General features: G+C 70.3%; 20 protein-coding genes. 10 read left to right on the forward strand and 10 right to left on the reverse strand.

Going from position 1 to position 23,718, the window contains the following annotated elements:
• Both ACWDX9_RS39370 and ACWDX9_RS39375 read left to right on the forward strand, forming a co-directional pair.
• The coding region (locus ACWDX9_RS39370) for a response regulator transcription factor (RefSeq protein WP_449963589.1) at positions 1-193 on the forward strand (193 nt) is incomplete at its 5' end.
• An 81-nt stretch (positions 194-274) separates the two neighbouring features.
• On the forward strand, positions 275-469 hold the full coding sequence (locus ACWDX9_RS39375; protein WP_449963591.1) for a hypothetical protein: 195 nt from the start codon (positions 275-277) through the stop codon (positions 467-469).
• 5 nt (positions 470-474) lie between these two features.
• On the opposite strand, the gene ACWDX9_RS39380 is transcribed toward ACWDX9_RS39375, so the two are convergent.
• The 4 genes from ACWDX9_RS39380 to ACWDX9_RS39395 form a co-directional block, all read right to left on the reverse strand.
• The gene (locus tag ACWDX9_RS39380; protein WP_449963593.1) at positions 475-1,134 is read right to left on the reverse strand and encodes a GNAT family N-acetyltransferase; all 660 of its coding nucleotides are present in this window, start codon (positions 1,132-1,134) and stop codon (positions 475-477) included.
• A gap of 301 nt (positions 1,135-1,435) precedes the next feature.
• Complete coding sequence (locus ACWDX9_RS39385; RefSeq protein WP_449963596.1) at positions 1,436-7,009, reverse strand: hypothetical protein; 5,574 nt, start codon at positions 7,007-7,009, stop codon at positions 1,436-1,438.
• A gap of 19 nt (positions 7,010-7,028) precedes the next feature.
• Complete coding sequence (locus tag ACWDX9_RS39390) at positions 7,029-8,423, reverse strand: hypothetical protein (protein WP_449963598.1); 1,395 nt, start codon at positions 8,421-8,423, stop codon at positions 7,029-7,031.
• Positions 8,424-8,433: 10 nt separating this feature from the next.
• Positions 8,434-9,912, reverse strand: coding sequence for a ComEC/Rec2 family competence protein (locus ACWDX9_RS39395; protein WP_449963601.1), 1,479 nt, complete (start codon positions 9,910-9,912; stop codon positions 8,434-8,436).
• A 440-nt stretch (positions 9,913-10,352) separates the two neighbouring features.
• Here ACWDX9_RS39395 and ACWDX9_RS39400 point away from each other — a divergent pair, with 440 nt between their 5' ends.
• Together ACWDX9_RS39400 and ACWDX9_RS39405 are read left to right on the forward strand one after the other, a co-directional pair.
• The gene (locus ACWDX9_RS39400) at positions 10,353-11,132 is read left to right on the forward strand and encodes a hypothetical protein (RefSeq protein WP_449963603.1); all 780 of its coding nucleotides are present in this window, start codon (positions 10,353-10,355) and stop codon (positions 11,130-11,132) included.
• Positions 11,133-11,279: 147 nt separating this feature from the next.
• Positions 11,280-11,843: an NUDIX domain-containing protein gene (locus tag ACWDX9_RS39405; protein ID WP_449963634.1), complete on the forward strand. Its 564-nt coding sequence runs from the start codon at positions 11,280-11,282 to the stop codon at positions 11,841-11,843.
• Here ACWDX9_RS39405 and solA read toward each other — a convergent pair.
• From solA to ACWDX9_RS39435, 6 genes are read right to left on the reverse strand one after another with little or no spacing between them, the layout of a single operon-like run.
• Complete coding sequence (gene solA, locus ACWDX9_RS39410) at positions 11,737-12,927, reverse strand: N-methyl-L-tryptophan oxidase (protein ID WP_449963605.1); 1,191 nt, start codon at positions 12,925-12,927, stop codon at positions 11,737-11,739. The genes ACWDX9_RS39405 and solA overlap by 107 nt on opposite strands.
• Complete coding sequence (locus ACWDX9_RS39415) at positions 12,924-14,456, reverse strand: NAD-dependent succinate-semialdehyde dehydrogenase (protein ID WP_449963608.1); 1,533 nt, start codon at positions 14,454-14,456, stop codon at positions 12,924-12,926. Before ACWDX9_RS39415 ends, solA begins: the two co-directional genes overlap by 4 nt.
• On the reverse strand, positions 14,431-15,693 hold the full coding sequence (locus tag ACWDX9_RS39420) for an aminotransferase family protein (RefSeq protein ID WP_350740214.1): 1,263 nt from the start codon (positions 15,691-15,693) through the stop codon (positions 14,431-14,433). Before ACWDX9_RS39420 ends, ACWDX9_RS39415 begins: the two co-directional genes overlap by 26 nt.
• 53 nt (positions 15,694-15,746) lie before the next feature.
• Complete coding sequence (locus tag ACWDX9_RS39425; protein WP_449963612.1) at positions 15,747-16,160, reverse strand: hypothetical protein; 414 nt, start codon at positions 16,158-16,160, stop codon at positions 15,747-15,749.
• Positions 16,144-16,734 (reverse strand): GNAT family N-acetyltransferase, encoded by a 591-nt coding sequence (locus tag ACWDX9_RS39430; RefSeq protein ID WP_449963614.1) that lies wholly within the window; start codon positions 16,732-16,734, stop codon positions 16,144-16,146. The genes ACWDX9_RS39425 and ACWDX9_RS39430 overlap by 17 nt, the downstream gene beginning before the upstream one ends.
• Positions 16,731-17,909, reverse strand: coding sequence for a cation diffusion facilitator family transporter (locus ACWDX9_RS39435; protein WP_449963617.1), 1,179 nt, complete (start codon positions 17,907-17,909; stop codon positions 16,731-16,733). The genes ACWDX9_RS39430 and ACWDX9_RS39435 overlap by 4 nt, the downstream gene beginning before the upstream one ends.
• Before the next feature lie 598 nt (positions 17,910-18,507).
• On the opposite strand from ACWDX9_RS39435, the gene ACWDX9_RS39440 reads away from it, so the two are divergent.
• The 6 genes from ACWDX9_RS39440 to ACWDX9_RS39465 form a co-directional block, all read left to right on the forward strand.
• A complete protein-coding gene (locus ACWDX9_RS39440; protein WP_355199249.1) occupies positions 18,508-19,182 on the forward strand; it encodes a haloacid dehalogenase type II in 675 nt (224 codons plus the stop codon).
• Positions 19,183-19,198: 16 nt separating this feature from the next.
• The gene (locus ACWDX9_RS39445; RefSeq protein WP_449963621.1) at positions 19,199-20,479 is read left to right on the forward strand and encodes an NAD(P)/FAD-dependent oxidoreductase; all 1,281 of its coding nucleotides are present in this window, start codon (positions 19,199-19,201) and stop codon (positions 20,477-20,479) included.
• Positions 20,480-20,525: 46 nt separating this feature from the next.
• Complete coding sequence (locus tag ACWDX9_RS39450) at positions 20,526-21,461, forward strand: ABC transporter permease (RefSeq protein WP_449963623.1); 936 nt, start codon at positions 20,526-20,528, stop codon at positions 21,459-21,461.
• Entirely contained in the window at positions 21,448-22,368 is a 921-nt protein-coding gene (locus ACWDX9_RS39455) for an ABC transporter permease (protein WP_449963625.1), read from the forward strand. Before ACWDX9_RS39450 ends, ACWDX9_RS39455 begins: the two co-directional genes overlap by 14 nt.
• Positions 22,369-22,481: 113 nt before the next feature.
• Positions 22,482-23,285, forward strand: coding sequence for a GntR family transcriptional regulator (locus tag ACWDX9_RS39460; RefSeq protein ID WP_449963628.1), 804 nt, complete (start codon positions 22,482-22,484; stop codon positions 23,283-23,285).
• Positions 23,282-23,718 (forward strand): ATP-binding cassette domain-containing protein (locus ACWDX9_RS39465; RefSeq protein ID WP_449963631.1); only part of this gene is annotated, 437 nt, incomplete at its 3' end. The genes ACWDX9_RS39460 and ACWDX9_RS39465, both read left to right, overlap by 4 nt.

The raw sequence follows: 23,718 nt of genomic DNA on the forward strand, positions 1-23,718 counted from the left end.
CGCCTCGCCGCTGCTGCGGCTGACCCCGCAGGAGCAGGCGGTGGCGCGGCTGGTGGCCACCGGGATGACGAACCGGCAGGTGGCCAGGGAGCTGGTGCTGAGCGTCAAGACGATCGAGTATCACCTGGGGAACGCGTACGCCAAGCTGGGGGTGAGCTCACGCGTGGCCCTCACCACCAAGCTCATGCACTGAGCCCGGTGCGGGCGTTCGCCAGGGCGCGCCCACCCGTTGACCGACGAGGCGGTGGGCCGACCGGCGCCCACCCCGGACCGGGTGCCTTGCGGACTTGCCTCGACCTGGACCCTGGGCTCGGCCATCGTGGGGGACGGCCTGCTCGCTCTGGCCATGACACCGATGACGACGGCCTGGGGCCTGGCGGGCCTGTGGATCGCGTTGACCGCCGGTCGCCTGCTCGTTCCGGTCACGCAGACCGTCGGATTCATGCGGCACAGCGCACGCGCTCAATGACAAGCTCAGCGGCTCGACGGCACGTCGAGGCCCATCAGGGGCAGGCAGGGCTCAAGCCCGTCGATCTGGACGGGAACGGTGCGGTGCCGTTCCCACGCGTCCCTGGTCAGGCGCAACCGGCGCTCCACGACCATCCTCCCGTCCAGCGCGTGCCGCCAGTGGCCGTCGGGCTCGTAGCCGAGCTTGCGGGAGACGGCCAGGGAGGCGACGTTGTGCTCGAGCGCGCCGGACAGCGCCACCTCGGCGTCCAGACCGGCGAAGGCGAGGTGGAGTACGGCGGCCCGCATCTCGGTGCCGATCCCCCGCCCCTGGTGGCGGCGGCCGAGCCAGGAGGTGGTGCGCACCTGACGCGTGATGCCCAGGTCCCGGGCGGAGAGGCTCTGCTGCCCGGCCACCACGCCGTCCCGGAACACGGTGAGGTCGAGTGACCACTCCTGCGGCGTCCACGCGCCGAGCTGCCACCAGTGGTGGTGGACCACGCTGCGCGCGGCCTCGGCGGGCGGCGCGTCGGTCCACCGCACGAGGAACGGCGAGACGTCGGGGTCATGGACGCCGTCGGCGGCCAGGCCGGCCAGCTCGGCCAGCTCCTCGGGCGAGGGCAGCCGCAGTTCGAGCCGCGGCGTGGTCAGGCGCAGCCCGGCCGGCGGAAAGTGATCGACCAGCATGACCCCTATCGTGATCGCTGACCGGGCGGCACGTCATCCGGGTTTCCGCCCGTCCCGACACCACATTCGGCGACACCTTCATTCGCCTCGAGGGGTCAAGGTTCACATCCTTGCCATCATGATGGTGGTTGTCTCCGAGCTGACGGCCGGCACGGAAAGCATGCACCCTGTGCAGGAGCGACAAGCGGACCCATGAGCTGTGGTCGGGGCCGCAGGTCCGCAGGACCTTCTCCGTGCTGAGAGCGTTGCTCCGGTTCGCAACCGCCCTGTCCGCCTTGGCGGCTTCCAGCACGTTGCACTCCTACGCGGTTGGAGGAAGGAGTACCTGCTCCGACCAGGGGCCAAAGTTGCTGGCCCCGGCCCTGACCTGTGCCCAGTATCGCTGTCGGGCATCCAGCTGCGGAGCAGCGAAAACGATCTTGAGGTCGGCGGTTCGGCGGGTTGCGATCGCGGTGCCGTCAGAGTCGATGACGACGGCCTCGTACCCGCTGGCGCCGGTCGAGCGCTGCCATGTGATCGTGACCTCGTCGCGGGCGACGACCACGGTCACCCCTTGCGGCGCGTCCAGCAGCGAGATCTGCAGGCTCATCCAGTCGCTGGTGTCCGTGCCGCGCAGGGCACGCACTCGGCCCTCGTGGATGCCTCTGCCGATCAGGTTCGACCGTACGGTGACAGCCGCCGAGAGCGCCGTGTTCACCTGCGTGAACGCGAGGCGGTCTCCTTGAGGATCGCGGACTTCGAACTCATAGCCGGAGGCGCCGTAGGCCACGTCCCAGGAAGCGGTGAACGCTTCGTGGTCGTAGTCCAGGTGCCGCAGCACGGCCCGCCCTGGCATGCCGGGCTGCGGGGGATGGGCGGCCGAGTCCTGCAACGACGCGGCGACGGCTGTGGTCGCGGCGGCCACGGCTGCGGCCGCCAGCGCGCCGCCCGCCGCGGCGATGGCCGTCCAGGCGGCCTCCGCGGCGGTCGCGACGGCGCTGTCCACCAGTGAGTCGCAGGCCAGTTTGAGCCCCACGGCCAGCGCCTGCGGACCGAACAGCATCGCGAGCAGCAGCGCCGCCTGGTCAGCGTGGCGGAGCAGGTCTTTGACGATGTCGGCCGATGCGGCGGCGAAGCCTACGACGAACGCGCCGGGCAGAGATTCCCAGCTTGTGGTGATCGGCACGTTGACGGTGAACGGTGGCAGCGTCGCCGTCAGGAACGGCGTGGCAGCCCCCCTCATAGTCAGGGTGTATGAGCCGGTGAGGGTGAACCGCAGGTCGGTGCCCGCGAGCGTGGCTGCCGGCGTGAGCTTGAACTCAGGGTCGCAGGCGGCCTGGACTGCCTCGGTGATGCGGCCGCAGGGTGAGCCGCCCTGTCCGCAGATTTCCTTGATCTTGGCTGCAAAGTCGATGAGCTGCCTCGCCCACGAGAACCGCGGCCAGTTCTCGATGGTGAACGTGGGTTGCCCGCTGGGGTGGCTGGCGTAGGCGAAGCCGAACTGCGGCGTGCCGAACGGTTCCACCGGACGCCCGGCGGTGATCGTGCCGGTGAGGCGGGTTCCGCCGTCTGTTCCTTTCCGCACGGTGACTTCGGCGCTCACGAACGGCGCGCCGAGTAGGTTGACGCCGGTGGCGAGTGCCAGCTTCGGCGCACGCCCGATCTGCAGGGCCAGTGTCGGCCCTCCGGTGTAGCCGCCGGTGGCCGGCGGCATGGCGGCGGCTCCGGCCAGCGACAGCACGCCGAGGTCGATGGGCTGCGTGAGCCGCAGGGCGGCGTTGAGCGAGGTGAAGCCGGTGTCTTCCGGCCGTTCCCTGGTCACGGTGATGAGGCCGGTCACGGTGGTCGGCGTGACGATGGTGACCCGGACCGTCGCGGCCACGGTAAACCCGTCGGTGTAAGTGACGCCTTCGTACGTGGCGAACGCGCCTTGGGGGTCGGCCTGCGCCGCGTAGTACGAGATGCGGCTGCCCGTCATCAGCCGCAGGTCGGTGAAGTCGGTTGGCCAGCCGCTTCCGGTCAGGCACTGGCTCAGGAAGTCGGCGATCGGCAGATCGGCCGCGAGCGCCGCGTGCACCAGCACCGGAACGCCGTCACGTAGCGCCAGGGTGGCGTGAACCACCGGCCGCGTATCGGGCAGGTTCCCGCTGGGCGCCGGCCCGAATCGCAGCTCGCCGCCCAGCACGAACCGGGTACTGCGCGCTCCCGGGGTGGCGCCCCAGGTGTAGGCGACGTTGAGCTTCAGATTCGACAAAGCGATGCCTGGGATGCCAAACGGAGCGGCGATCGACTGCCCGGTCTGCGCGATGGTGGCGGTCATGCCGGTGCCGTCGACCGTCAGCGCGGCGTCGAACGCGTACGTTGTGCCGAAGACGTCGAGCAGCCGGATCCGCCCGTCCAGGGTGAACCGGTGCGCCTGCGCGGCGCTGTAGGTCAGCCGCAGCCCGGCCCGTCCTCCGGTGCCCGCGAACGCGACCCGTTGCCCGAGGGTGATCAGCGGCAGGTCGGCCTCGAACGTGGTCGCGGCAGGGTCGGACCGCTTCACGAGGGCGCTCACCCGGATCGTCGGCGGGGCGGTGGGGTCGCCGATCTCCAGCAGGCGGGAGAACAGCGATGTTTGGCCGAAGTCGATGCGGGCGTTCAGGTAGGCGCCGCTGTTCAGGGCGAGCGGCTCGGCGTCGAGGTTCCGCAGCGGCCGGGCGCGGCCGGGATCGAGTGTGGCGAGCAAGGTGTTGGTGGTGGCGGCGAGGATGGCGAGGGTTTGTCCGCGCAGGTCGCAGACGATCAGGCGGGCCTCGGTGACCTTGAGGTTGTCGTCAATGACCGACAGCGCCGGGATCAGGTCCTGAAAGCGAAAGCCGGATCCGATGGACAGGACGACAGCGTAGCTCCACGCCCCGGTCTCGGCCGGTGCGGCGCAGTACAGCAGCGCCTCGGCGGTCGGAGTGGAGCCGTAGGACAGCGTGCCGTAGAGGAGGAAGCGGGCGCGGCCGAGGTCGAGGTGGACGGCGACGTCGCGGGTGAAGGTCAGGGCGGGCAGGCCGGGCGGCGCGGCCTGCGACCAGGCAGTCCCGCCTGTGGCGATGCCGTCGGCGGCGTCGGCGATCCGGACGGCGGACGCGTCGGTGATCGCGCCGTTGAGGACGACCGGGCTGTCGGCGCCGCCGAGCCGCATCAGGAGACGGGCGCGGATTCCGGCGTAGTCCAGGGACGCGCCGATGGCGGCGACCGGCGGTTGGCCGCGTTCGAGGACTTCGACCTCGGCCGTGAGTGCGGCCAGGGTGAGTGCCGCGCCACCGACGGTGACGTTCCAGCCGATGCCGACCTCGCCGGACAGGCGGTACCTGCCTGTCTGAGGGACGGCCAGCACATCGGCCTGCTTGACGGTGATCGTCGAAGGGAGGCCGCGCGAGACGGCGCCGCCGGGCAGCGCGTATCCGCCGGACGCGGCGACCTGGTTGGCCGCGGCCACCACGTCGATGGCCACCCCGTCCAGCAATCTGCCGGAGAACTGCCAAGGCTTGCCGTCGTGTGGCCGCTCCGCCACAACGCCGACGCTCACCCCGGCCAGCGTCAGCACGCCTGCGACCCGGCCGGTGACCGTCGCGCCGGACAGCGGGTACGGCACGGTGACCTCGGCTCGCACATCTGTCAGTGACAGCCTGCCCTCGACCACGGTCCAGATGTCGTCCGCGGTCAGCACACCGCTGATGCTTCGCACGCCGCCATCCGCGGCGAAGCGCACCACCACATCCCGTACGTCCAGCCCCGAGGCGAGCGGGAACCCGCCTGGCAACGCGGCGGGCACCCGATCCTTGGCCAGCCACGCGTCGAGCCGGTCGAGACCCGGCACGTGTACCGGCTGCGACCATCCGATCCGCAGCGTCCACGCCTCGTCGTCAGCATTCTTGGACATGAGCGCGTCCACCGGCGTCCCGGCGAGTGTGACGGTCCCGCTCACCTGTCCTGCGACGCAGACCGGCGGCGGGCCTGGGGAGAATGCCAGGGCGAGCCGCACCCCGGTGACGCGCAGACCGGCGTCCGGGACGATCACCCAGTCGCCGGCCTGCTCGCACATCAGAGACAGGTGCTCCACCCGGGCCGCCAGGGTGTCCACCGAGACCGCGAAGGCGGTGACGGTCAGGCCGCTCAGGGTGTCGAGCGCCGTGGGCAGCCGCCCAGGGGTCGCGCCGAGCAGCGCGAGCGCCTGGCCGATCGTCGGCAGCTGGATGGGGGTTCGCTCGTCCAGGGCGAGCGTCCACCTGTCGCCTTCCCCCGCGGGCAGCCGGAGCTGGACGTGCATCGTCGTGGGAACGTCGCCGAGGGTCAGCGTGATGTCGCCGGTCAGCGTTCCGGTGGCGTGCCACCCTGCGCTGCCCGGCGCGATCTCCACCTCCGCTTCCCAGTTCGACAGCGTGAGGAGGCCGTTCGCGATGGGCCACGGCGCGGTCTGGCCGAGGACGAACCACACCTCGGCCACGCCAGGGGCTCCCGGGTCCACGGCCATCACGGCCCGGGTGGGGGTGACCAGTTCGCCGAGCGCCGAGAGTGTGACGGGGAGCAGCTGGGTGATCTGGCTCTCGTTGAGGCCGCCGAGCGCGGCCAGTACTCCGGTCCCGGGCCGCCGCTCGGTCTCGGTGATCGTGAACCACCACAGGCCGTCGTCGTCCGGCTCGGCCTCCACCGCGTACGCCCCCATCCTCGTGCGTAGCCTGCCTCGCACCGAGGCGGAGTACGACGTGACCGGGACCGGGCCGTGGCCGCTCGCCCTGGTCACGGTCGCGGTCAAGATGGGGGTGGCGAGGGCCACGCCGAGAGCCGGGACCAGCTGCCATTCGGCGGAGCCGAACGTCATGGTGCAGGTGGCTGTGGTGGGCTCGCCGCCCAGCGGGTCGAACCGCAGCTCGTACCCGGAGACGGTGCCGCCTGCCAAGCCCAGCAGGGCCGCGGGCAGCCAGGCGCCGAGCCCTTCCGTCTCACCGAGCAGTGTGAGCGCGGCGGGCGCGGTCGGGACCGTGCGGGGTGAGCTTCCGGTCGTCTCAGAGGCGCGTTCGGCTGCGCGGGGGGCGGCGGTCAGGTGGAGTACGGTGTCGTACCCCGTGGGGAGCTCCAGCTCGGCGTCGAGGCGCAGATCTCCCGCGACGAGCTGGCCGGCGATGCGCGGGCCGGTGACGCTGGTTCTGGGCTCGGCACCGGGTTCGGCGGACACGATGACCTTGCCGTTCACGAATCTCAGCGAAGGCTGGCCGGTTCGTGCCACCGAGAGGTCCGGGAGGGTTCGGTCGCCCGTCAGTGTGAAGCGCGGCCCGTCGGCAGTGATGGTGATCGGGCCGCCTACCACGGCGGTGGCCGCGTCCTGTCCGGCGGGCAGCAGCTGCGGGTGGACACGCACCGTGAACTGTACGTTCAGGCCGCTGCGCAGGGGGGCTGTCATGCGGGCATCCGAATGGTCGTACGTGGTGCAGATCAGCAGCGGCGTGACCGGCTCCAGCGCGGCATACGGGCCGTCGGCGAGGACGGGGAAGGCGTCGGCGAGGACCCAGCCCGGCTCGGGGGTGGCCACCCAGTCGGCGCGGAGACGCTGGTCGCGTCCGACCTCGAAAGTGAGGGTGACTGGCATGTCGGAAAGGCCGCTCAGGACGGCCGTGCGTCCGGAAAGGATCAGGCTCTGCCCAGACAGCACCGGCTCGTCAGCCCGCACCACGAGCTCGTCCCCGAGGGCGGACACCAGCACGCCGAGCACCGCGTCAGGCGCGCCGTCCCGCCCGGCGGGCAGCGTCGTGGCGTTCAGCGGGTACGCATGGGCCGGTCCTGGGACAGCCGCAGGTGTCCTGGCGGCCAGCAGGCCGTCGCGCAGCGCGGTGAGGATGCGGACGGACGGGTCAAGGTCCGGCATGACGTCTCCTGCGGTGGGGTCAGCTGACTGGCGTGCCCGTGTTGTCGACGAAAAGGACCGTGCCACCGCCGGGGAACCGGTCGCGAGCCGCCGCGGGCACGGCGAACTCGCTCGAAGGGATGGTTTTGGCGAGGTTCTCGGCGCTGTCGCGGTATCGGACGAACCCGTGCATCTGCTTGAGCTTGGCGACCGGCTCGATTGCTTCCGGCACGCGGACAGCTGCCAAGGTGAGCGCTCCGGTGTCCTCGTTGTAGCGGTAGTGCGCTGCCCACTCGAAGCCGCTGATCACATGGTTGCTCCCCGAGTTTGTGCGGGCCCGGAACGTGATCCCGTACAGCACCGTGTTGTAGCGCAACGTGACCACGTTCGCGTCGGGTGTGAAGGTGTAGGAGTCATGGCGCAGACCGCTCATGCCCCGCCCGTTGCCGAGCACGTCCGGTGCGGGGAAGACCCGCCGTATGCCGTTCCCGTCGACGTACTCCTGGATGCGGAGCATGGCTTCGCGGCCGAGGTGCCCTTCCATCTCCTGCATGTCGTAGAACGACAGCAGGTGCGCGGTCACCTCCAGGCTTCCGTCAGTGAGTCGCTCGCCCCGCACCGCGAGCGTGGCGCCGAGGTCTTCGTCGTCGGGCAGCGTGAGCAGCACGTAGTCGCCGATCGCTCGCGCTGAGATGCCGCTTTCGTCCAGTCCCGCCAGCGGCGGCCGGCTCTGCTCTGCGAGGGGCTGGGACTTCAGGAAGTCCAGCGCGATCCGGTACGGTTGCCGCCCTTGGACGTCTGCCGCCCGCACGGTCAGCTTCGTGAGCCGGCTCCGCCTGGCGAGCGCCTGCGCGATGATCGGCCCGGTGAGCAGTCCTGGCCCCGCCCCGGCCACCAGCGACGCGCACGTTGAGACCGTCTCCCCCGGGGCGGTGCGGGAGTACAGCGAACCGTTCGGCAGGGGATGCACGGTGAAGTCGTCGGGCTTGGACAGACCTTCCATGCTCAGCCGGGCGTTGAAGGGGTAGAGCGGCCTGTCCATGCCGTAGGCGCGGGCGTCCTTCGGTCCCATGAAGTCGACGAACCAGTAGCCGTCCTGGCTGTCCGCGTACGGGGCCCGTTCGGTCAGCCGGCCGCCGAACACCTGCGGCGGGATGATTGTGCCTCCGCACCTCACCTGCATGAATTGCACGTAGCCGTAGTAGGCGTGATCTCCTGGCCAGGTGCCGTCGACGTTCGCGGAGGTGAAGTAGGAGCGAATGATCAACGGCTCGGTGAAGTCGTCGTCGAAGCCGATGACGTGGTCGCCGATCCGCTGGAGGTTCGTCCTCGCGGCGACGTGGAAGCGTCTGCGGCCCACGTAGCCGTCTGCGCCGCTCTGGGTGACACCCGTGACGTACCAGCGGTCGTTTCGCACTTCTTCGGCGAGCGGCACGGCGTCCTCCTCAGTGCTGGTCGCTGTGGGTGAAGGGGCCGATCGGGTAGTTCAAGCCGGTGTTCTGGCGGACGGTGGGGCGAAGGACAGTGCCGGGATCGAGCAGGCGCGTCTGGTCGCCTGTCCCGTATACCTGGACCTCCAGCAGCGTGCCCCGCGCGGTGCTTCTGTGCACGGCAGAGACGGTCTCATCCACTGGGCGCACCACGATGTCTCCCAGGATGAGGCCGGCGCCGAGCGGCGTCGGGAAGTTCTTGCCGCTCACCGTGTCGGCCATCTCGGTCAGGTAGACCTGCGCGACGGTGTTCGGCACGGCTTCGTTGTGGATGCTCGTCCACAGTCTGGTGGCGAGCCTGCTCATCACCTCGCGGGTCGGATGTTTGTGGAAGCGCGACTTGACGCCGGAGCTGATGAGGACCACCCGCGGGCGGAGCATGGCGAGCAGGTGAACGTCCACGCTGGAGGAACTGCCGTGGTGGTTGGCCTTCATGACCGTGCAGTAGCCCGCCGACGGGTATTTCGGCTGCCTCGCCTTGTAGACCGTGGTGGCCGGGAACCTGCGCTCCATGACGGGGATGAGCACCGACTCCACGTCTGCGTGGCTGGCGAAGTACCGCTTGCCGTCTCTGGTCATCTCGTTGGGGCCGGTGTTGCCACCTGCGAGGCCGCCGTTGCCGGCGATGTCGCCGCCGGCGAAGTAGCGGAACGAGCCGTATTCGATCATCACCACGATCGATCGGTCGTTCTGGTCCACCACCGAGCCGACCGACTTGATCTCCAGGGTTTTGCCCGCGAGCGGATCGTAGACGCCCTGCGCGGCGGCCAGCACATACGCGTTGATCGGGATGCTGTCGACCCCGGTCCCCAGTTCGATGACAGCGGGGGCGCCTTGGTCATTGAGGCCGCCCTGCGAGATGTAGTGCACCTTCGTCCGGTCCTGGGCGGCCAGCCTCGCTTCCTCGACGTCCTGCTGGAAGTACTTGTAACGGTCCGAGATGGGGATGGCCTTTCCCTCGCAGCGCGCCTGGTAGACGGCGGCGGGACGGTATCGGCTCTCCAGTTCGGGCGTGGCCCTGCGACCTTTGGCTCTCCTGCCGTTCTGCTTGGCCTTCTTCTTGAACACGCTGCGCAGGCCGGCCATGTGATCGTCGTGGTAGTGGCTGACCAGGATCGACAGCGCCGCGCAGTAGGCGTTCGTCTCGTGCACCACGCCGTGTGCCTCCAGGTAGGCCAGCACGTCGCCACCGTATTCGTCGTCGCCGCCGTCGATGAGCAGAGCATGGCGCACGGTCCCGGACAGGTCCATCTCGTTCTTGATCGCGCAGGGGACGTAGTCGATGGGGTCGTCGGGCACCTGCAGCGTGGGATCCGCTCGGCTGGCGCGCTCCAGGCGGTCACCCACTTTTTGGACATCTCGGTTGATGACCAGGACGGCGTCGCCCTGGCCGACATTGAGCTGATGAATCTCCAGACAGGCGCTTCTAGCCATGCCACCTCACTGATCAAGTCGCGTGATGGTCCCCCGACCGCGGGGGCGGCTTCGGCCCGCCGGCTCACCGTACGTCTCGGGCGAATAGTGATCAAGACACTATTTCGGACTCAGTCCCCGTGGCACGGCGGCACGGTACGGCAAGCAGGCAGCGGGGGCGATGACGACGACGGCGAGACGGCTCTCACGCCGCCGCCATAACCGTCATGGCAACGACGCAGTCGACCGCCACAAGGCGGCCTCGTGGCTGGCCGCGAACGTGTGCGACAAGGGAGCCGCAGACCGGCCGGGTTCGAGAGGCGCAACTGGTTCACCTGTGAGAGGGGAACCAGCTCCGGACCGATCCGCCGCGGTTTCGGGGCTATGGACAGATCTTTCTGCACGCGATCTGCGCGTCCAGCCCGCAGGGTTCTGCACGCAGACGTGCAAGCATGCCCGGCGTGCGCAGATATGTGTTGATCGCCGTGTTGGCGCTGCTGGCGGCGGGTTGTGGTTCGGGAGCGAAGACCGCTCCCGAGGTCGCCGGATATGTCGGGACGTATTTGCAGGCGCACCCTGACGTCAAGCGGATGGCGAAGAAGGGGGCCCAGAGCGCCACCGTGGTCATCAAGGGGCAGGACCAGGACGTCTCCGCCGATCTGGGCGAGGGCATGCGCGGACGGCTCATCCGGACGGGCGGTGCCACGTATATGCAGATGTTGGAGGAGGAAGTGGCACCGGGCAAGACCTGGGACAAGATCACCAAAGAGCACGAGCCGTACAATCTCTTAGGCGTCAGCGTGGTGACAAGCCAGGCTACGACGCTGGTGAACAGCCACCGGGTGCATGCGCTGCTGGCAGCGCGGGGACGAGCGAGCGGCCCCGCACTCGATGGCGGGCTCGACCATTACACGGTCACCATCGACGTGCGGGCGGCCCTCGACGGATTGGATCTCAGCGCGTTCCTGGAGGTGTACGACCCGCTGCCGATGCTGCAGGACACCGAGGACGAGTACGCCAGGGTCCGGGCCGGCGACAAGGCGGCGCAGGGGCGGCTGCGCGACAAGTTGCTCGAGGAGTTCGGCGCGCAGGCCACGTACGAGCTCTGGCTCGATGGCCAGGGGCGGCCGGTGCGGCAACGGCTGAACGCGAAGACGCCGATGGAGATCACCTTCTCCAACTGGGACGACACGACGGTGGCCGCTCCTCCGGCCGACCAGGTCCGGGTGCTGGCGAAGTGACCCCGCACTATGCGCCGGTGTCCCGATGCCGGCCATGACACGGAACGCGGCATCCCGGGGGCTCCGGCTCGCTTCTGAAGCTGAGATCGTGTCACTGTGACCGAACTCGTGGAACGTGTCGACGGTCAGGACCGTGTGCTGGGTGTTGTGGGCAGGGATGATGCGATTCGTCGTGGCTGGCTGCACCGCATTGCCACCACTGTCTGCCGTGATGAACTGGGAAGATTCCTGGTGTACCGGCGGGCCGGGGGACTGTCCGGATATCCCGGCTATCACGAGGTGGCCTTCGGCGGGGCAGTCGATGTCGGGGAGTCCTACCAGGCGGCGGCCTCGCGCGAACTCGCGGAAGAGTTGGGTGTCGACGTCCCGGTGCGCGAGGTGGTCACGTTCCTGTGCCACGGCGAGATCGGCTCGTACTGGCTCGGAGCAGGAACGCCAGTGGAGATTTGGCCACCTACCGCCCTACTCCGACATGAGCCCGAGCGGGAAACGATCTTCCCATCCCTCTCGCGCCCGGCCGGAGTGACGCTCCCCTACGCCATCGACCTGGCCAACGAAGGGGTTGGGGAACGCCCTCACCGTCCTCTGATGCTGGGCGAGCTGCTCACACCGTCGCCGAGCGCCCCGGTGCGAATTGCCGGATACCGGCCTCGGTGGCGCCGTCCGCCAGGAGGTCTCCCAGGGCCTCGCCGATCGCCGGTGCGTACTTGAATCCTCCGCCCGAGAACCCGACGGCGACCCCGACGTGCGCCGCCCCCGGGAGCAGCCCGACGACGGGCCGGCCGTCCGCTGTGTACGACTCCACGTGCACCGAGGTCTGCACCGGACGCGGGTTGAGCCCGGGTAGCCGGCGCCCGACGACCTCGCGGATCTCCGCCAGGTGGTCGGCGGTGAGGTGGGGATCCGGGCGTGCCGGGTCGGCCACCTCCGGGTGCGGGCGGCTCTTCACGCCGATCTTCACCGTGGCGCCGTCCAGGCTGGGAAAGCCGTAGACGGAGGCGCCATCCGGCATGGCGACGCGTTCGAAGACCGGAAAGCGTTCCGCGTCGTACAGCGAGAGGTCGTCCGGCACGAACCAGGTCTGCGCCAGCCGGCGCGCGGTCAGCCCAGCCACTCCGATCGCCTCCCGCAGCCCGTCCGGCAGCAGCGTGGCCGCCCAGGCGCCGGGGGCGATGACCACCGCGTCGAACGTCTCGCTGTGCGGTCGGTCCGCGCCGCTTCGGTAGGTCAGCCCGACCGTCTCGGACCTCACGTCGATGTCGAGGATCTCGGTGTCGTGGCGCACCGTCGCCCCGAGCGTCGTGGCCTGTTCGATCGCGGCGAGGATCGCCGGCTCGGGACGGAGAAAGCCGGTCGCGGGGTCGTGGACGGCGATGTCCTCGTCCTCGACGGCGTGCTGGGGGAAGGCCTGCCGCAGGTCCTGTGCGTCGAGGACGCGATGGGCCAGCCCCCAGTTCTCGCAGCTGGTCACGGCCTTCCGGACGGAGGTGCTGCCGGCGGGGCCGAAGATCAGCCCTCCGGTCTGCTGGAGCAGACGCCGTCCGGTCGCCTCCTCCAGCCGGCGCCACAGCTGCTCGGCCCGGAGGACCAGCGGCGGCAGGTCCGGGTCGCCCATGCTGATGACCGCGAACCGGCGGCTCTGCCCGCCGGAGGCCCCGCGGTGGTGCGGGACGCCCCAACGGTCGAAGGCATGCACCTCCAGGCCGCGCTCGGCCAGCTGCCAGGCGGCCATGCTCCCCACCGCTCCGGTCCCGATGACCGCCGCCCTCCTTCGAGCGGCTCCGGCGCGTCTCATGAGGCCAGCGCCGGGGCGGCGAGGTACTTGAGGTTCTGGTATTCGACGAGTCCTTCGGCGCCGCCTTCCCGGCCGAGCCCGGACTCCTTGATCCCGCCGAACGGCGCGGCCACATGGGACAGCAGCCCCCGGTTGATGCCGACCATGCCGCTGTCCAAGCGGCCGGCGACCCGGGCGATCCGGTCGCTGTCGCGCGCCACCAGGTACGCCGCGAGCCCGAACGGGGTGTCGTTGGCCAGCGCCACCCCCTCGTCCTCCGTCCGGAACCGGCGGATCCCCGCGACCGGGGCGAAGACCTCCTCCTGCTGCAGGAGAGCGTCGGCGCTGAGGTGATCCAGCACCACGGGGGCGAACCAGCTGCCGGGTCCGCCGGGTGCGTCGGCACGCCCCAGCAGCGTCGCCCCCTTCGCGACGGCGTCCTCGACCAGCCGGTCGGCCTTGGCGACCGCGCGGTCGTCGATGAGCGGGCCGAGGTCGACGTCGGAGGTTCCCAGCCCGACCCTGATCGCGGTGAGAGCCTCGGTGAGGCGGGCCGCGAACTCGTCGGCCACCGGTTCCTGGACGAGGAACCGGTTGGCCGCCACGCACGACTGACCCCCGAGGCGCATCTTGGCGATGACCGCCTCACGGACCGCGAGATCGAGGTCGGCGTCGTCGAAGACCAGGAACGGGGCGTTGCCGCCGAGTTCCATCGACGTACGCAGCACGTGCGCGCCGGCCTGCTGCAGCAGCAGCTTCCCGACGGGGGTGGACCCGGTGAAGGACACCTTCCGCAGCCGCGGGTCGGCGATGAGGGTGCCGCAGACCACCCCCGGGTCCGTGGTGGTGACCACGGTGAGGACTCCTGCCGGGACCCCCGCGTCCCGTGCGAGTTGTGCGAAGGCCAGCGTGGTGAGCGGGGTCAGCTCGGCCGGTTTCAGCACGACCGTGCAGCCGGCGGCCAGGGCGGGCGCGACCTTGCGGGTGGCCATCGCCAGCGGCACGTTCCACGGGGTGATGAGCAGGCAGGGGCCGACCGGGCGCGGGGCGGTGACGATGTGCCAGCCGCCGTCGGGGGTCGGGGTGCTACGGCCGGAGCTGCGGACCGCCTCCTCGGCGTACCAGCGGACGTACTCGGCGGCGTAGCGGACCTCGCCGCGCGCCTCGGCGAGAGTCTTGCCGACCTCGAGGGTGATGAGGGCCGCCAGGCGCTCCTCGTCGGCGAGCATCGCCTGGTAGAGCCCGTACAGGATGTCCGCCCGCCGCCGGGTCGGGGCGGCCGCCCAGGCGGGGAAGGCGTCGTTCGCCGCGGTCAGCGCGAGCAGCGCGTCACCCGGTTCGCAGTCGGCGACGGCGGCGACCGGCCGGCCGAGCGCGGGATCGGCGACGTCGAAGGTCCGCCCGGAGCGCGGCGCCGTCCACTCGGCGGCCAGGAAGCCGCCGGGCAGCGACGCGGCCGCGGTCTCCGTGAGGTCGCGGTGCCGGGCGATGTCAGCCGGCCGCAGCGCCGACGCCCGCGCGGGCTCAGGCGGATTCGAGGGTACGGGCACGGTCGAGAGCGGACTTGAGGACGTCGGCGGCACGGGAGATCTCCTCGGCGGTGATGACGAACGGGGGACTGACGTGCAGGGAGTTGTCGGCCAGCAGCCGGGTGAGGACGCCCCGCTCCCGCGCGGCGCGCAGTACGGGCCGTGCGTCGACGTCGGGGGCGAGCTGGACCGCCGCGAGAAGTCCGGCACCGGCCCGGACGTCGACGACGGCCTCGTGGTCGCGCAGCGGGGTGAGGGCCTGGGCCAGGACGGGCTCGAGGTCGAGGACGCGCTCCAGCAGACCTTCCTCCTCGAGGATGCTCAGGTTCACCTCGGCGGCGACGCAGGCCGCGGCGTGACCCGAGTACGTCAGACCGTGGCGGAAGGTCGGGGCGTCGGGGGTTTCGGCGAAGAAGGGCTCCCAGACGCGCCGGGACACCAGCACGCCGCCCAGCGGCAGGTAGCCGGAGGTGATGCCCTTGGCCATGGTGAGGAGATCCGGCTCGATGCCGAAGCGCTGGCAGGCGAACCACTGCCCGACCCGCCCGAAGCCGGTGATGACCTCGTCGGCGATGAGCAGGATGTCCAGGCGGCGGCACAGTTCGGCCAGCCCGGTGAGGTAGCCGGGCGGGGGCAGCAGCACGCCCCCGGTGCCGATGATCGGTTCGGCGATGACGGCGGCGACGTTGTCGGGTCCGAGCCGGAGCAGCTCCGCCTCGGTGGCGGCCAGGTCGTTCCACGGCACGCGGGCGGTCTCGGGGATCAGCGAGTCGGTGCCGTACCCGTCACGGTTGCTCTGGATGCCCGTGATGCTCGTACCGAACCCGTGCAGACCGTGGTAGGCGTGCTGCCGGGAGACGATGACGCGCTTGCCGGGCCGCCCGGCCAGCTGCCAGTGCCGGCGCGCGAGCTTGCAGGCGGTGTCGACGGAGTCGGAGCCGCCGCTGGTGAGGAAGACCTTCGCGTCGGGGATGGGGCTCAGCTCCGCGAGGCGCTCGGCGAGCCGGATGGCCGGGCGGTTGGCCATGCCCTGGAACAGGTGGTACGTCTCCAGAACGTTCATCTGCTGGCGGACGGCGTCGGCGATGCGGGTCCGGCCGTGTCCGACATTGGCGTGCCACAGGCCGGCCGGCAGGTCGAGCAGGTCCTGGCCGTCCTCGGTACGCACCGAGGCGCCCCGCCCCGACGCGATGACCGTGAGGGTTTCCTCGATGGTGGACATCGCGGTCTGCGGATGCCACAAACTGGTGCTCGTCAAGAAAGGCTCCTCATCACATCGGGGTGGGGACTACGGGTGGGGAACGGTTTGGGTCAGGCGGCGACCACGACGTCCTCGACGACCTCGGCGTGGATGTGCAGCATCCGGGCCACCAGGCCGTTGCCACGGGTGAACCTCAGGTCCTCCGGCGCCACGGGAGCGTCCGCGCCGGTGAAGAACGCGGCACCCTGGTCGATCGACTTGTCGGCCTTGTCATCGGGGTAGAGCGGGTTGATCGTGTTCTCGATCTTCGGCCACAGGGCCCGGGCGGCCTCGGTGCTCTCGAACTCCAGCGTCATCACCAGCGTGTTCGGGATGAGCTCCCCGGCGCACTCGCGCAGGACCGAGCCCCCGAGGTAGCCGGGGTGGCCCTCGAGGCTGCGCAGCCAGTCGACGAGGCTGGTGCGGGCATCCTCGATCTTGGTGGGCTCGGCAACGAAGATGAAGACGTCACGACGCTTGGACATGGTGTTCTCCTGTCTCGCCAGTGCGGTGGGGGTGGCTGTGAGGGCTGCGCGGCAGGTCGTAGAAGACCGCGCCGCTGGCTCCCTGCGTGTCGTCATGGACGAGCCGGGCGCCGAAGGACTCCCAGAAGGCGATGGCGCCCGGGGAGTGGCGATAGGTGTGCAGAGCGATGGCCTGGTAGTGCCCCTCCTGGTCCGCGCGGTCGAGAACCGCTCGGACCAGGGCCCTGGCGATGCCGCCACGGCGGGCTTCCTTGCGGACGTAGACGCGTACGAGCTGGCCGTGCCGGCCGTCCTCGTACCGGTCGACGACGTGTTGCGGGGTGAGGCCGGGCTTCAGCCGTCCGCTGCGGATGCCGCCCGTCGCCAGGACCTCACCCGTGCCGTCGTCGGTCACCACCAGGAGGAAGGGGCCGTTTCCCGGGGCGTAGTGGGTCATGGGGTCGTCGACGTCGGCGTGGATCCGCGGGTCGTAGGCGTCACCGAAGTCCTCGACGATGCTGCGCCGCATCACCGACTGGGCGCCGGGCAGGGTGCGCTCGCTCAACGGGTGGATCGACCATTCCACGGGAGTCACCCCGCTCCCTGCGTGGCGACCTTCGCCCGGTACGCCTCCCTGGCCTCCTTCGAGGCGTGGTGGCCGGACAACTCGTGGAGGTCGTCGGGGATCACGCCGTCGAAGGTGGGGTGGACGTGGACGGTGACCCGGTCGAGGTTGCCCACCGCGTGCATCAGGGAGTGCTGCACGTTCTCGGCCACGGCGTGGGCCTCGATCATGCTCAGCCCGGAGTCGAGGCCGATCTCGGCGTCTCCCTCCATGCGGTGCCCCGACCAGCGGACGCGGACCTCGCCGACGGACACGACGCCGTCGACGCCCGCGATGGTGGTGCGCATCCGGTCGATCGTCTCCGGCTCCACACCGTCCATGAGGCGGCGGACGATGATGATCAGGGAGTTGACCAGGATGCCGCTGATCGCCACGGCGATGAGGAGGCCGACGATGGCGTCGGCGCGGTCGAACCCGAGCCACACGCCGACCACGCCGGCGATGACGGCGATCGAGGTGTATCCGTCGGCGCGGGCGTGCTGGCCCTCGGCGATCAGCGCGGCCGAGCCGATGCGACGTCCGGTCCGGATGCGGTACACGGCCACCATCTCGTTGCCGAGGAAGCCGACGAGCCCCGCGGCGAAGACCCACCACAGGTTGGTCAGCGGGTGCGGGTTGATCAGCGCGTCGATCGACTCCCAGATGATCAACCCGATCGAGGCGACGATGACCAGGGAGATGAACAGCCCGACCAGGTCCTCGGCGCGCCGGTAACCGTAGGAGTACTTCTTGGTCGCCGCGCGCCGGCCCAGCCGGAAGGCGATGATCAGGGGGATCGTGGTCGCGGCGTGCCCGAGGTTGTGGATGGTGTCGGCCAGCAGGGCGATCGAGCCGGACACCGCGACGATGACCATCTGGCCGATCGCGGTGGCCATCATGCCGGCCAGCCCGATCCAGGCCGTGCGGATCCCGTCCTGGGCCGACTCCTCGGCGCTCTGGATCGCTTCGTTGGCGTCGTGGGCATGCGGGATCAGCGTGTGCTTGACCCGCGCCCACAGGCCGGTGCCGTGGTCGTGGCCGTGGTCGTGGCCGTGGTCGTCGCCGTGGCCATGTCCGTGCCCATGTCCGTGGCCGTGGCCGGTTGCGGCCGAAGCCTCGGGCTCGTGGTGGTCGTGATCGGAGTGGCCGTGCCCGTGGCCGTTCACGGGGGCGGCGGGAGCGTCATCGTGCGGGTGGTCGTGGCCATGTCCGTGTCCGTGGCCGTGTCCGTGGCCGTGTCCGTGGCCGTGATCGTCTGGGGTCGTGGAAGCTCGCATCGAGAGTCCATTCATGCCGGCGGAGGGTGAGTCGCGGGACTGGGTGAGTGAGTCGCGGGGGCCGGGAGGGGGGTCGCGGGGCCGGGAGGGTGAGTCGCGGGGCCGGGAGAGGGGCGGTCGGCCGCCGAGTGGCGTCTGCCGCGCCATCACATCTTGTCCACAACAGCCAGCGACGGTCAACTGTTGTCAACAATCTTCCGGAGACGAAGGCCGTACGGGCAGTGAAAATCAGAACCAATACCAGGCAATCAGCTCCTGAAGATCGACAGAAGCTGGGGAAACATACTCTTTACAAGCAGGCGGCTGGGAATTGTTGACAGCAGAGAATCGGATGCTTAGCGTTCCAGACACCACACGGCCAGTCGCCTCAGGCGGCTGACACCGAGCGTGACATCTCGCCGCTCGCACCGACGGGCTCCGGCTCTCACCGGACCGACCACCGACGCTCCCACTCCCACCGGACCGACCCCCACCGGAGGAACTGCTCGTGGACCTGACCAGCGTGCGCCCCAAATACATCACCTTCGACTGTTATGGGACCCTGACCAGCTTCGATCTCAACCTCACCGTCAAGCCGCTGGTCGCCGACCGGATCTCCGAGGAGGACATGCCGCTCTTCCTCAAGGACTACCGCGCGTACCGGATGGACGAGGTGCTCGGCGAGTTCAAGCTCTACCCCGACGTGCTCAAGGACTCCTTCAGGCGCACCTGCGAACGCTGGGGCATCGGCTACCGTGCCTCCGACGGCGAGGCCATCGTGGCCTGCGTGCCGACCTGGGGTCCCCATGCGGACGTTCCCCCGGCCCTGGCCAAGCTCGCCGACGCCTACCCGCTGGTGATCCTCTCCAACGCCGTCGACGAGACGCTGCGGCACAATGTCGACCAGCTCGGCGCCCCCTTCCACAAGGTGTTCACCGCCGAGCAGGCCAGGGCGTACAAGCCGCGCTACCAGGCCTTCGAGTACATGCTCGACCAGCTGGGCTGCGAACGCGACGAGATCGTGCACGTCTCCTCGCACATCTGGTACGACCTGATCCCCGCCCACGAGCTGCGGATCCCGCACAAGGTCTACGTCAACCGCGGCTACGACCCCTCCACCCCCTTCTACCGGTACGCCGAGACCACAGACCTGTCCGGCGTCCCCGCTGTGCTGGGTCTCTGATCGGAAGGAGGACGTCGTGAAGCTGACCAGCTACTGGCTCGACACCGCCGAACCGGCCGGCGACTTCCGCCGTGCCGAACTCCCCGAACAGGTCGACGTCGCGGTCATCGGCGCCGGGTTGACCGGCCTGTCCGCCGCGCTGCATCTCGCCCGCCGCGGCGCCAGCGTCGCCGTGCTGGAGTCGCACACCGTGGGCTGGGGAGCCTCCGGCCGCAACGGCGGCATGGCCACGACCGGCCTGGCCATCTCCTTCCCCGCCGCGGTCAAACGGTACGGCGCTGAGCGTGCGACGGCGATGTTCACCGCCTACGACGACGCGATCGACACCGTCGAGAAGATCGTCACCGACGAGGAGATCGCCTGCGACTTCGTGCGGTCCGGCAAGCTCACCCTGGCCGCCAAACCGGCGCACTACGCCGCGCTGGAGCGTTCGGCGGAGATGATCGAGAGGCTCATCGGCCGTTCGGTCCAGCTGGTCCCCCGCGGCCGCATGCGGGACGAGCTCGGCAGCGACCGCTTCCACGGCGCGCAGGTCGACCCGAACGGGGCGGGCGCCCACGTCGGGAAGCTGGTCATGGGGCTGGCCCGCGCCGCGGTCGGTCACGGCGCCCTGGTGGCGGAGAACGCCGCGGTGACCGGCGTCCGCCGCGCCGGCCCGGGCAACGGTCATCGGGTGCAGACCACGCGCGGCGTCCTGACCGCCTCCGACGTGCTCATCGCCACCAGCGGGTACACGGGCTCGCTGACCCCGTGGCTGCGCCGCCGCATCGTGCCGGTGGGCAGTTTCATCGTCGTCACCGAACCCCTGCCGGACGACCTCGTCGCCCAGCTCATGCCGCACCGGCGGATGGCGTCGGACACCAAGAACCTGCTGTACTACTTCCGTCCCACGCCGGACAACAGGTTGCTGTTCGGCGGGCGGGCCCGGTTCGCCCTGTCGGACGCCCAGTCGGACCTCAAGAGCGGCGAGATCCTGCGCAAGGCCGTCACCGAGGTGTTCCCGCGGCTGCGTGACGTCCGGCTGGACTACTGCTGGGGCGGGCTGGTCGACATGACGATGGATCAGATGGTCCACGCCGGCGTACGGGACGGGATGCACTACTCCGTCGGCTACAGCGGCCACGGGGTCCAGATGGCCACCCACATGGGCAAGGTCATGGCCGACGTCATCGGCGGCGACCCCACGGTCAACCCCTGGAAGGGGCTGGCGTTCCCGCCGGTTCCCGGCCACTTCGGGCCGCCCTGGTTCCTGCCGGCCGCCGGGGCGTTCTTCCGCGCGCTCGACGCCGTGCGCTGATCGATCCGCGAACGTGTGACGACCCGGAGGTACCCGAGTGTTGTACGTGCTGAGACGGTTCGCCGTCCTCGTGACGACCCTGCTGGTCGCCTCTTTCCTGGTGTTCCTCATCCCCTACGTCACGCCCGGCGACCCGGCCGCGCGGATCCTGCGGGCCCGGGTGGGCGACCTGGTCCAGGACCCGCAGACGCTGGCCCGCCTCCGGGTCGAGTACGGGCTGGACCGGCCGCTGCTCCAGCAGTACCTGTCCTGGCTGGGCTCGGCGCTGCAGGGTGATCTCGGCCGGTCGTTCACCAACGGCACGGAGGTCCTCCCCCAGCTGATGCGGGCGTTGTCGGTCACCGCCTCGATCGCCGTCATCGCCCTCCTGCTCGCCCTGTTCGTGGCCGTCCCGCTGGGAGCCGTCTGCGCGGTACGGCGCGGAACCCCGCTCGACGGGGCGATCACCGGCGTCACGCAGGCATTCGTGGCCGTCCCGGAGTACTGGCTCGGCCCGGTCCTGGTCCTGGTGTTCGCCCTGCAGCTCGGCGTCCTGCCCTCCTCCGGCTGGCACGGGATGGAGTCGATGGTGCTTCCCTGCCTGACCGTGGCGCTGCGGCCGATGAGTTACTTCACCCAGGTCGCCCGCTCGTCGATGATCGAGGTGCTCGAGGCGCCCTACATCACCGCCGCCCGCGGGCGCGGGCTGAGCTTCGCCCAGACCATGCTGCGTCACGGGCTGCGCAATTCCGTTCTGCCGGTCCTGACCCTGTTCGCGGTCTGGCTGGCCGGCCTGCTCGGCGGGTCGGTCGTCGTCGAGGTCATCTTCGCCGTACCCGGGGTCGGGCGGCAGATGTACGACGCGGTCATCAACAACGACGTCCCGCTCATCCAGGGTGGGGTCGTGGCGGTCGTCGGCCTGGCCGTGCTCATCACCACCCTCACCGATGTCCTTTACACCGCCATCAACCCGAACGCGAGGACGAGCCGTGTCCGTGCTTGACGTCTTCGGCGACGACGCCCGTCGCGACGAACCCGGCGCCGCGCCTCCGCCGTCACCGGCCGAGACCGCCACCGCCCCGGCACGCCGCGGGCGCGGAACGTGGCCGCCGGCACTGCTGGCCGGGTCCATCCTGTTCGGGGTCATCGCCACGCTCCTGCTGCTGGCACCGTGGCTGGCGCCCTATCCGCCGGCTCAGCAGGACCTCGTCGCGCGCCTGGAAGGCAGCTCCGCGGCCCACCTGCTCGGCACCGACCACCTGGGCCGCGACGTGCTCAGCAGGCTGCTGGACGGGGGCCGGTTCTCCCTGGCCGTCGCCTCGGTCACGCTGTTGATCTGCGCCGTCACCGGCACTCTCGTGGGGTTCGTCGTCGCGCGGCGAGGTGGCTGGCTCGACACCGTCGTCATGCGCGTCACCGACATCCTGCTGGCCTTCCCCGAGATGGTGGTCGCGCTCTTCCTCGTCGCGATCCTCGGCACCGGTGACCTGACGCTGGTGCTCGCCCTGACCATCGGCGGGTGGACGCCGTTCTGCCGGCTGGCCCGTGGCGTCGCGCTGGAGATCAACGGCCGCGACTTCATCGAAGCGGCCCAGGCTCTGGGGTGCTCGGGGTGGTTCATCATCCGCCGCCACCTGCTTCCCAACGCCCTGCCCCCGTTGCTGGCCCACGCGGCAGTGCGCTTCGGCCACAAGCTCATCACCGTCGGCGCCCTGTCCTTCCTGGGACTCGGCGTCCAGCCACCGTTCTCCGACTGGGGGTCGATGTTGTCCGAGGCCATCCCCTACCTGGACCGCTTGCCTATGCTGGTCCTGGCCCCAGGTGCCGCGATCTTCATCGCCGCCCTCAGCGTCACCCTCGCCGGTCGCGGCCTGGAGACGCGCCGGGCCCGGGCAGGGCGGTCCACATGAGCTGCGGCGTCCCGCCGAACCCGCGCGGCGGTCACACTGGAAACGATCACGCGCTCCTGCGGCTGGGGAGCGCGAGCGGTGGGAACGGAACACGAACCCGGAGAAGCACACTCATGAGCCAACAGACCCCGGCCCCGGCGGGCAGGACCTCGAAGCGGACGCTGACGGAGGTGGTCACCGGGCTGTTGCGGGACCGCATCCTAGGCGGGGAGTTCCCGCCAGGGACCCAGATGAACGAAGTCGAGCTCGCGGCGTACTTCGAGGTCTCGCGCGGCCCGTTGCGCGAGGCGATGCAGCGTCTGGTGCAAGAAGGCCTGCTGGTCAGCTACCCCCGCCAAGGGGTCTTCGTCCCCACCCTGACCGCAGAGGACCTGGAGGACATCTTCGTCGCCCGCCAGGCGATCGAGCGGGAGGCACTGCGCCGGGTCACCGCCCGAGGGGTTTCCGCGGGCCTGGTCGCCGACCTCGAGGTGATCGTCGCGCGGATGAGGGAGGCCGTCGGCCACGCGGACGAGAGCGCGCTGGCCGCCCTGGACCTCGCCTTCCATCGCCGGCTGGTCAGTGCCGCCGGCAGCACCCGGCTGGACCGGCTGTACGGCCTCATCGCCAACGAGATGCAGCTGTGCTTCCGGATGATCGTCGACAGCTACAGCGACCGTGCCAAGCTGTGGGCCGAGCACGAGCAGCTGCTGCACGTCATCGCCAGCGGCGACAGGTCCGCCGCCAAGGCGCTTCTGGACCGTCACTTCGCCGAGGCCGGCGAGCTCCAGCCGGGGGCATCGGACCAGCCGCCCAAGCAGCGCCTTCTCCCTCACTCGCATCGCCACCAGGACCCGTCGGCCTCTCATGAACACGCCGACGGCTACCGCCACGGCGACGACCAAGAAGCCCCACCGCATCCCCGGGAGCAGCCATGAGCGCGCGTCTGGAGGTCCGCGACCTCACCGTTCACGCCGGGCGGCCCGGACAGGCCCCACCCATCCTCGACCGCGTCAGCCTGACCCTCGATCCCGGCGAGGTGCTGGCCGTGGTCGGCGAATCGGGGTCGGGCAAGAGCATGACCGCCCACTCGGTGCTGCGCATGCTGCCGGCCGGGTTGCACATGCACGCCGAGGGCCTGCGGCTGGGCGATCTCGACCTGCTCGCCGCCTCCTCACGGGCGTTGGACGGCGTACGCGGCCGGCGGATCTCCATGCTCTACCAGCAGCCCAAGCGCATGCTCGACCCGACCGCGACGATCGGCAGCCAGGTCGCCGAGCCGCTGCGCAGGCATCTCGGCATGAGCAGGCAGGCCGCCCGCCGCCGGGTCGTGGAGCTGCTCGCCGCGGTCGGGATCCCCGATCCCGACCG

It is taken from the genome of Nonomuraea sp. NPDC003201 (genome assembly GCF_053590415.1).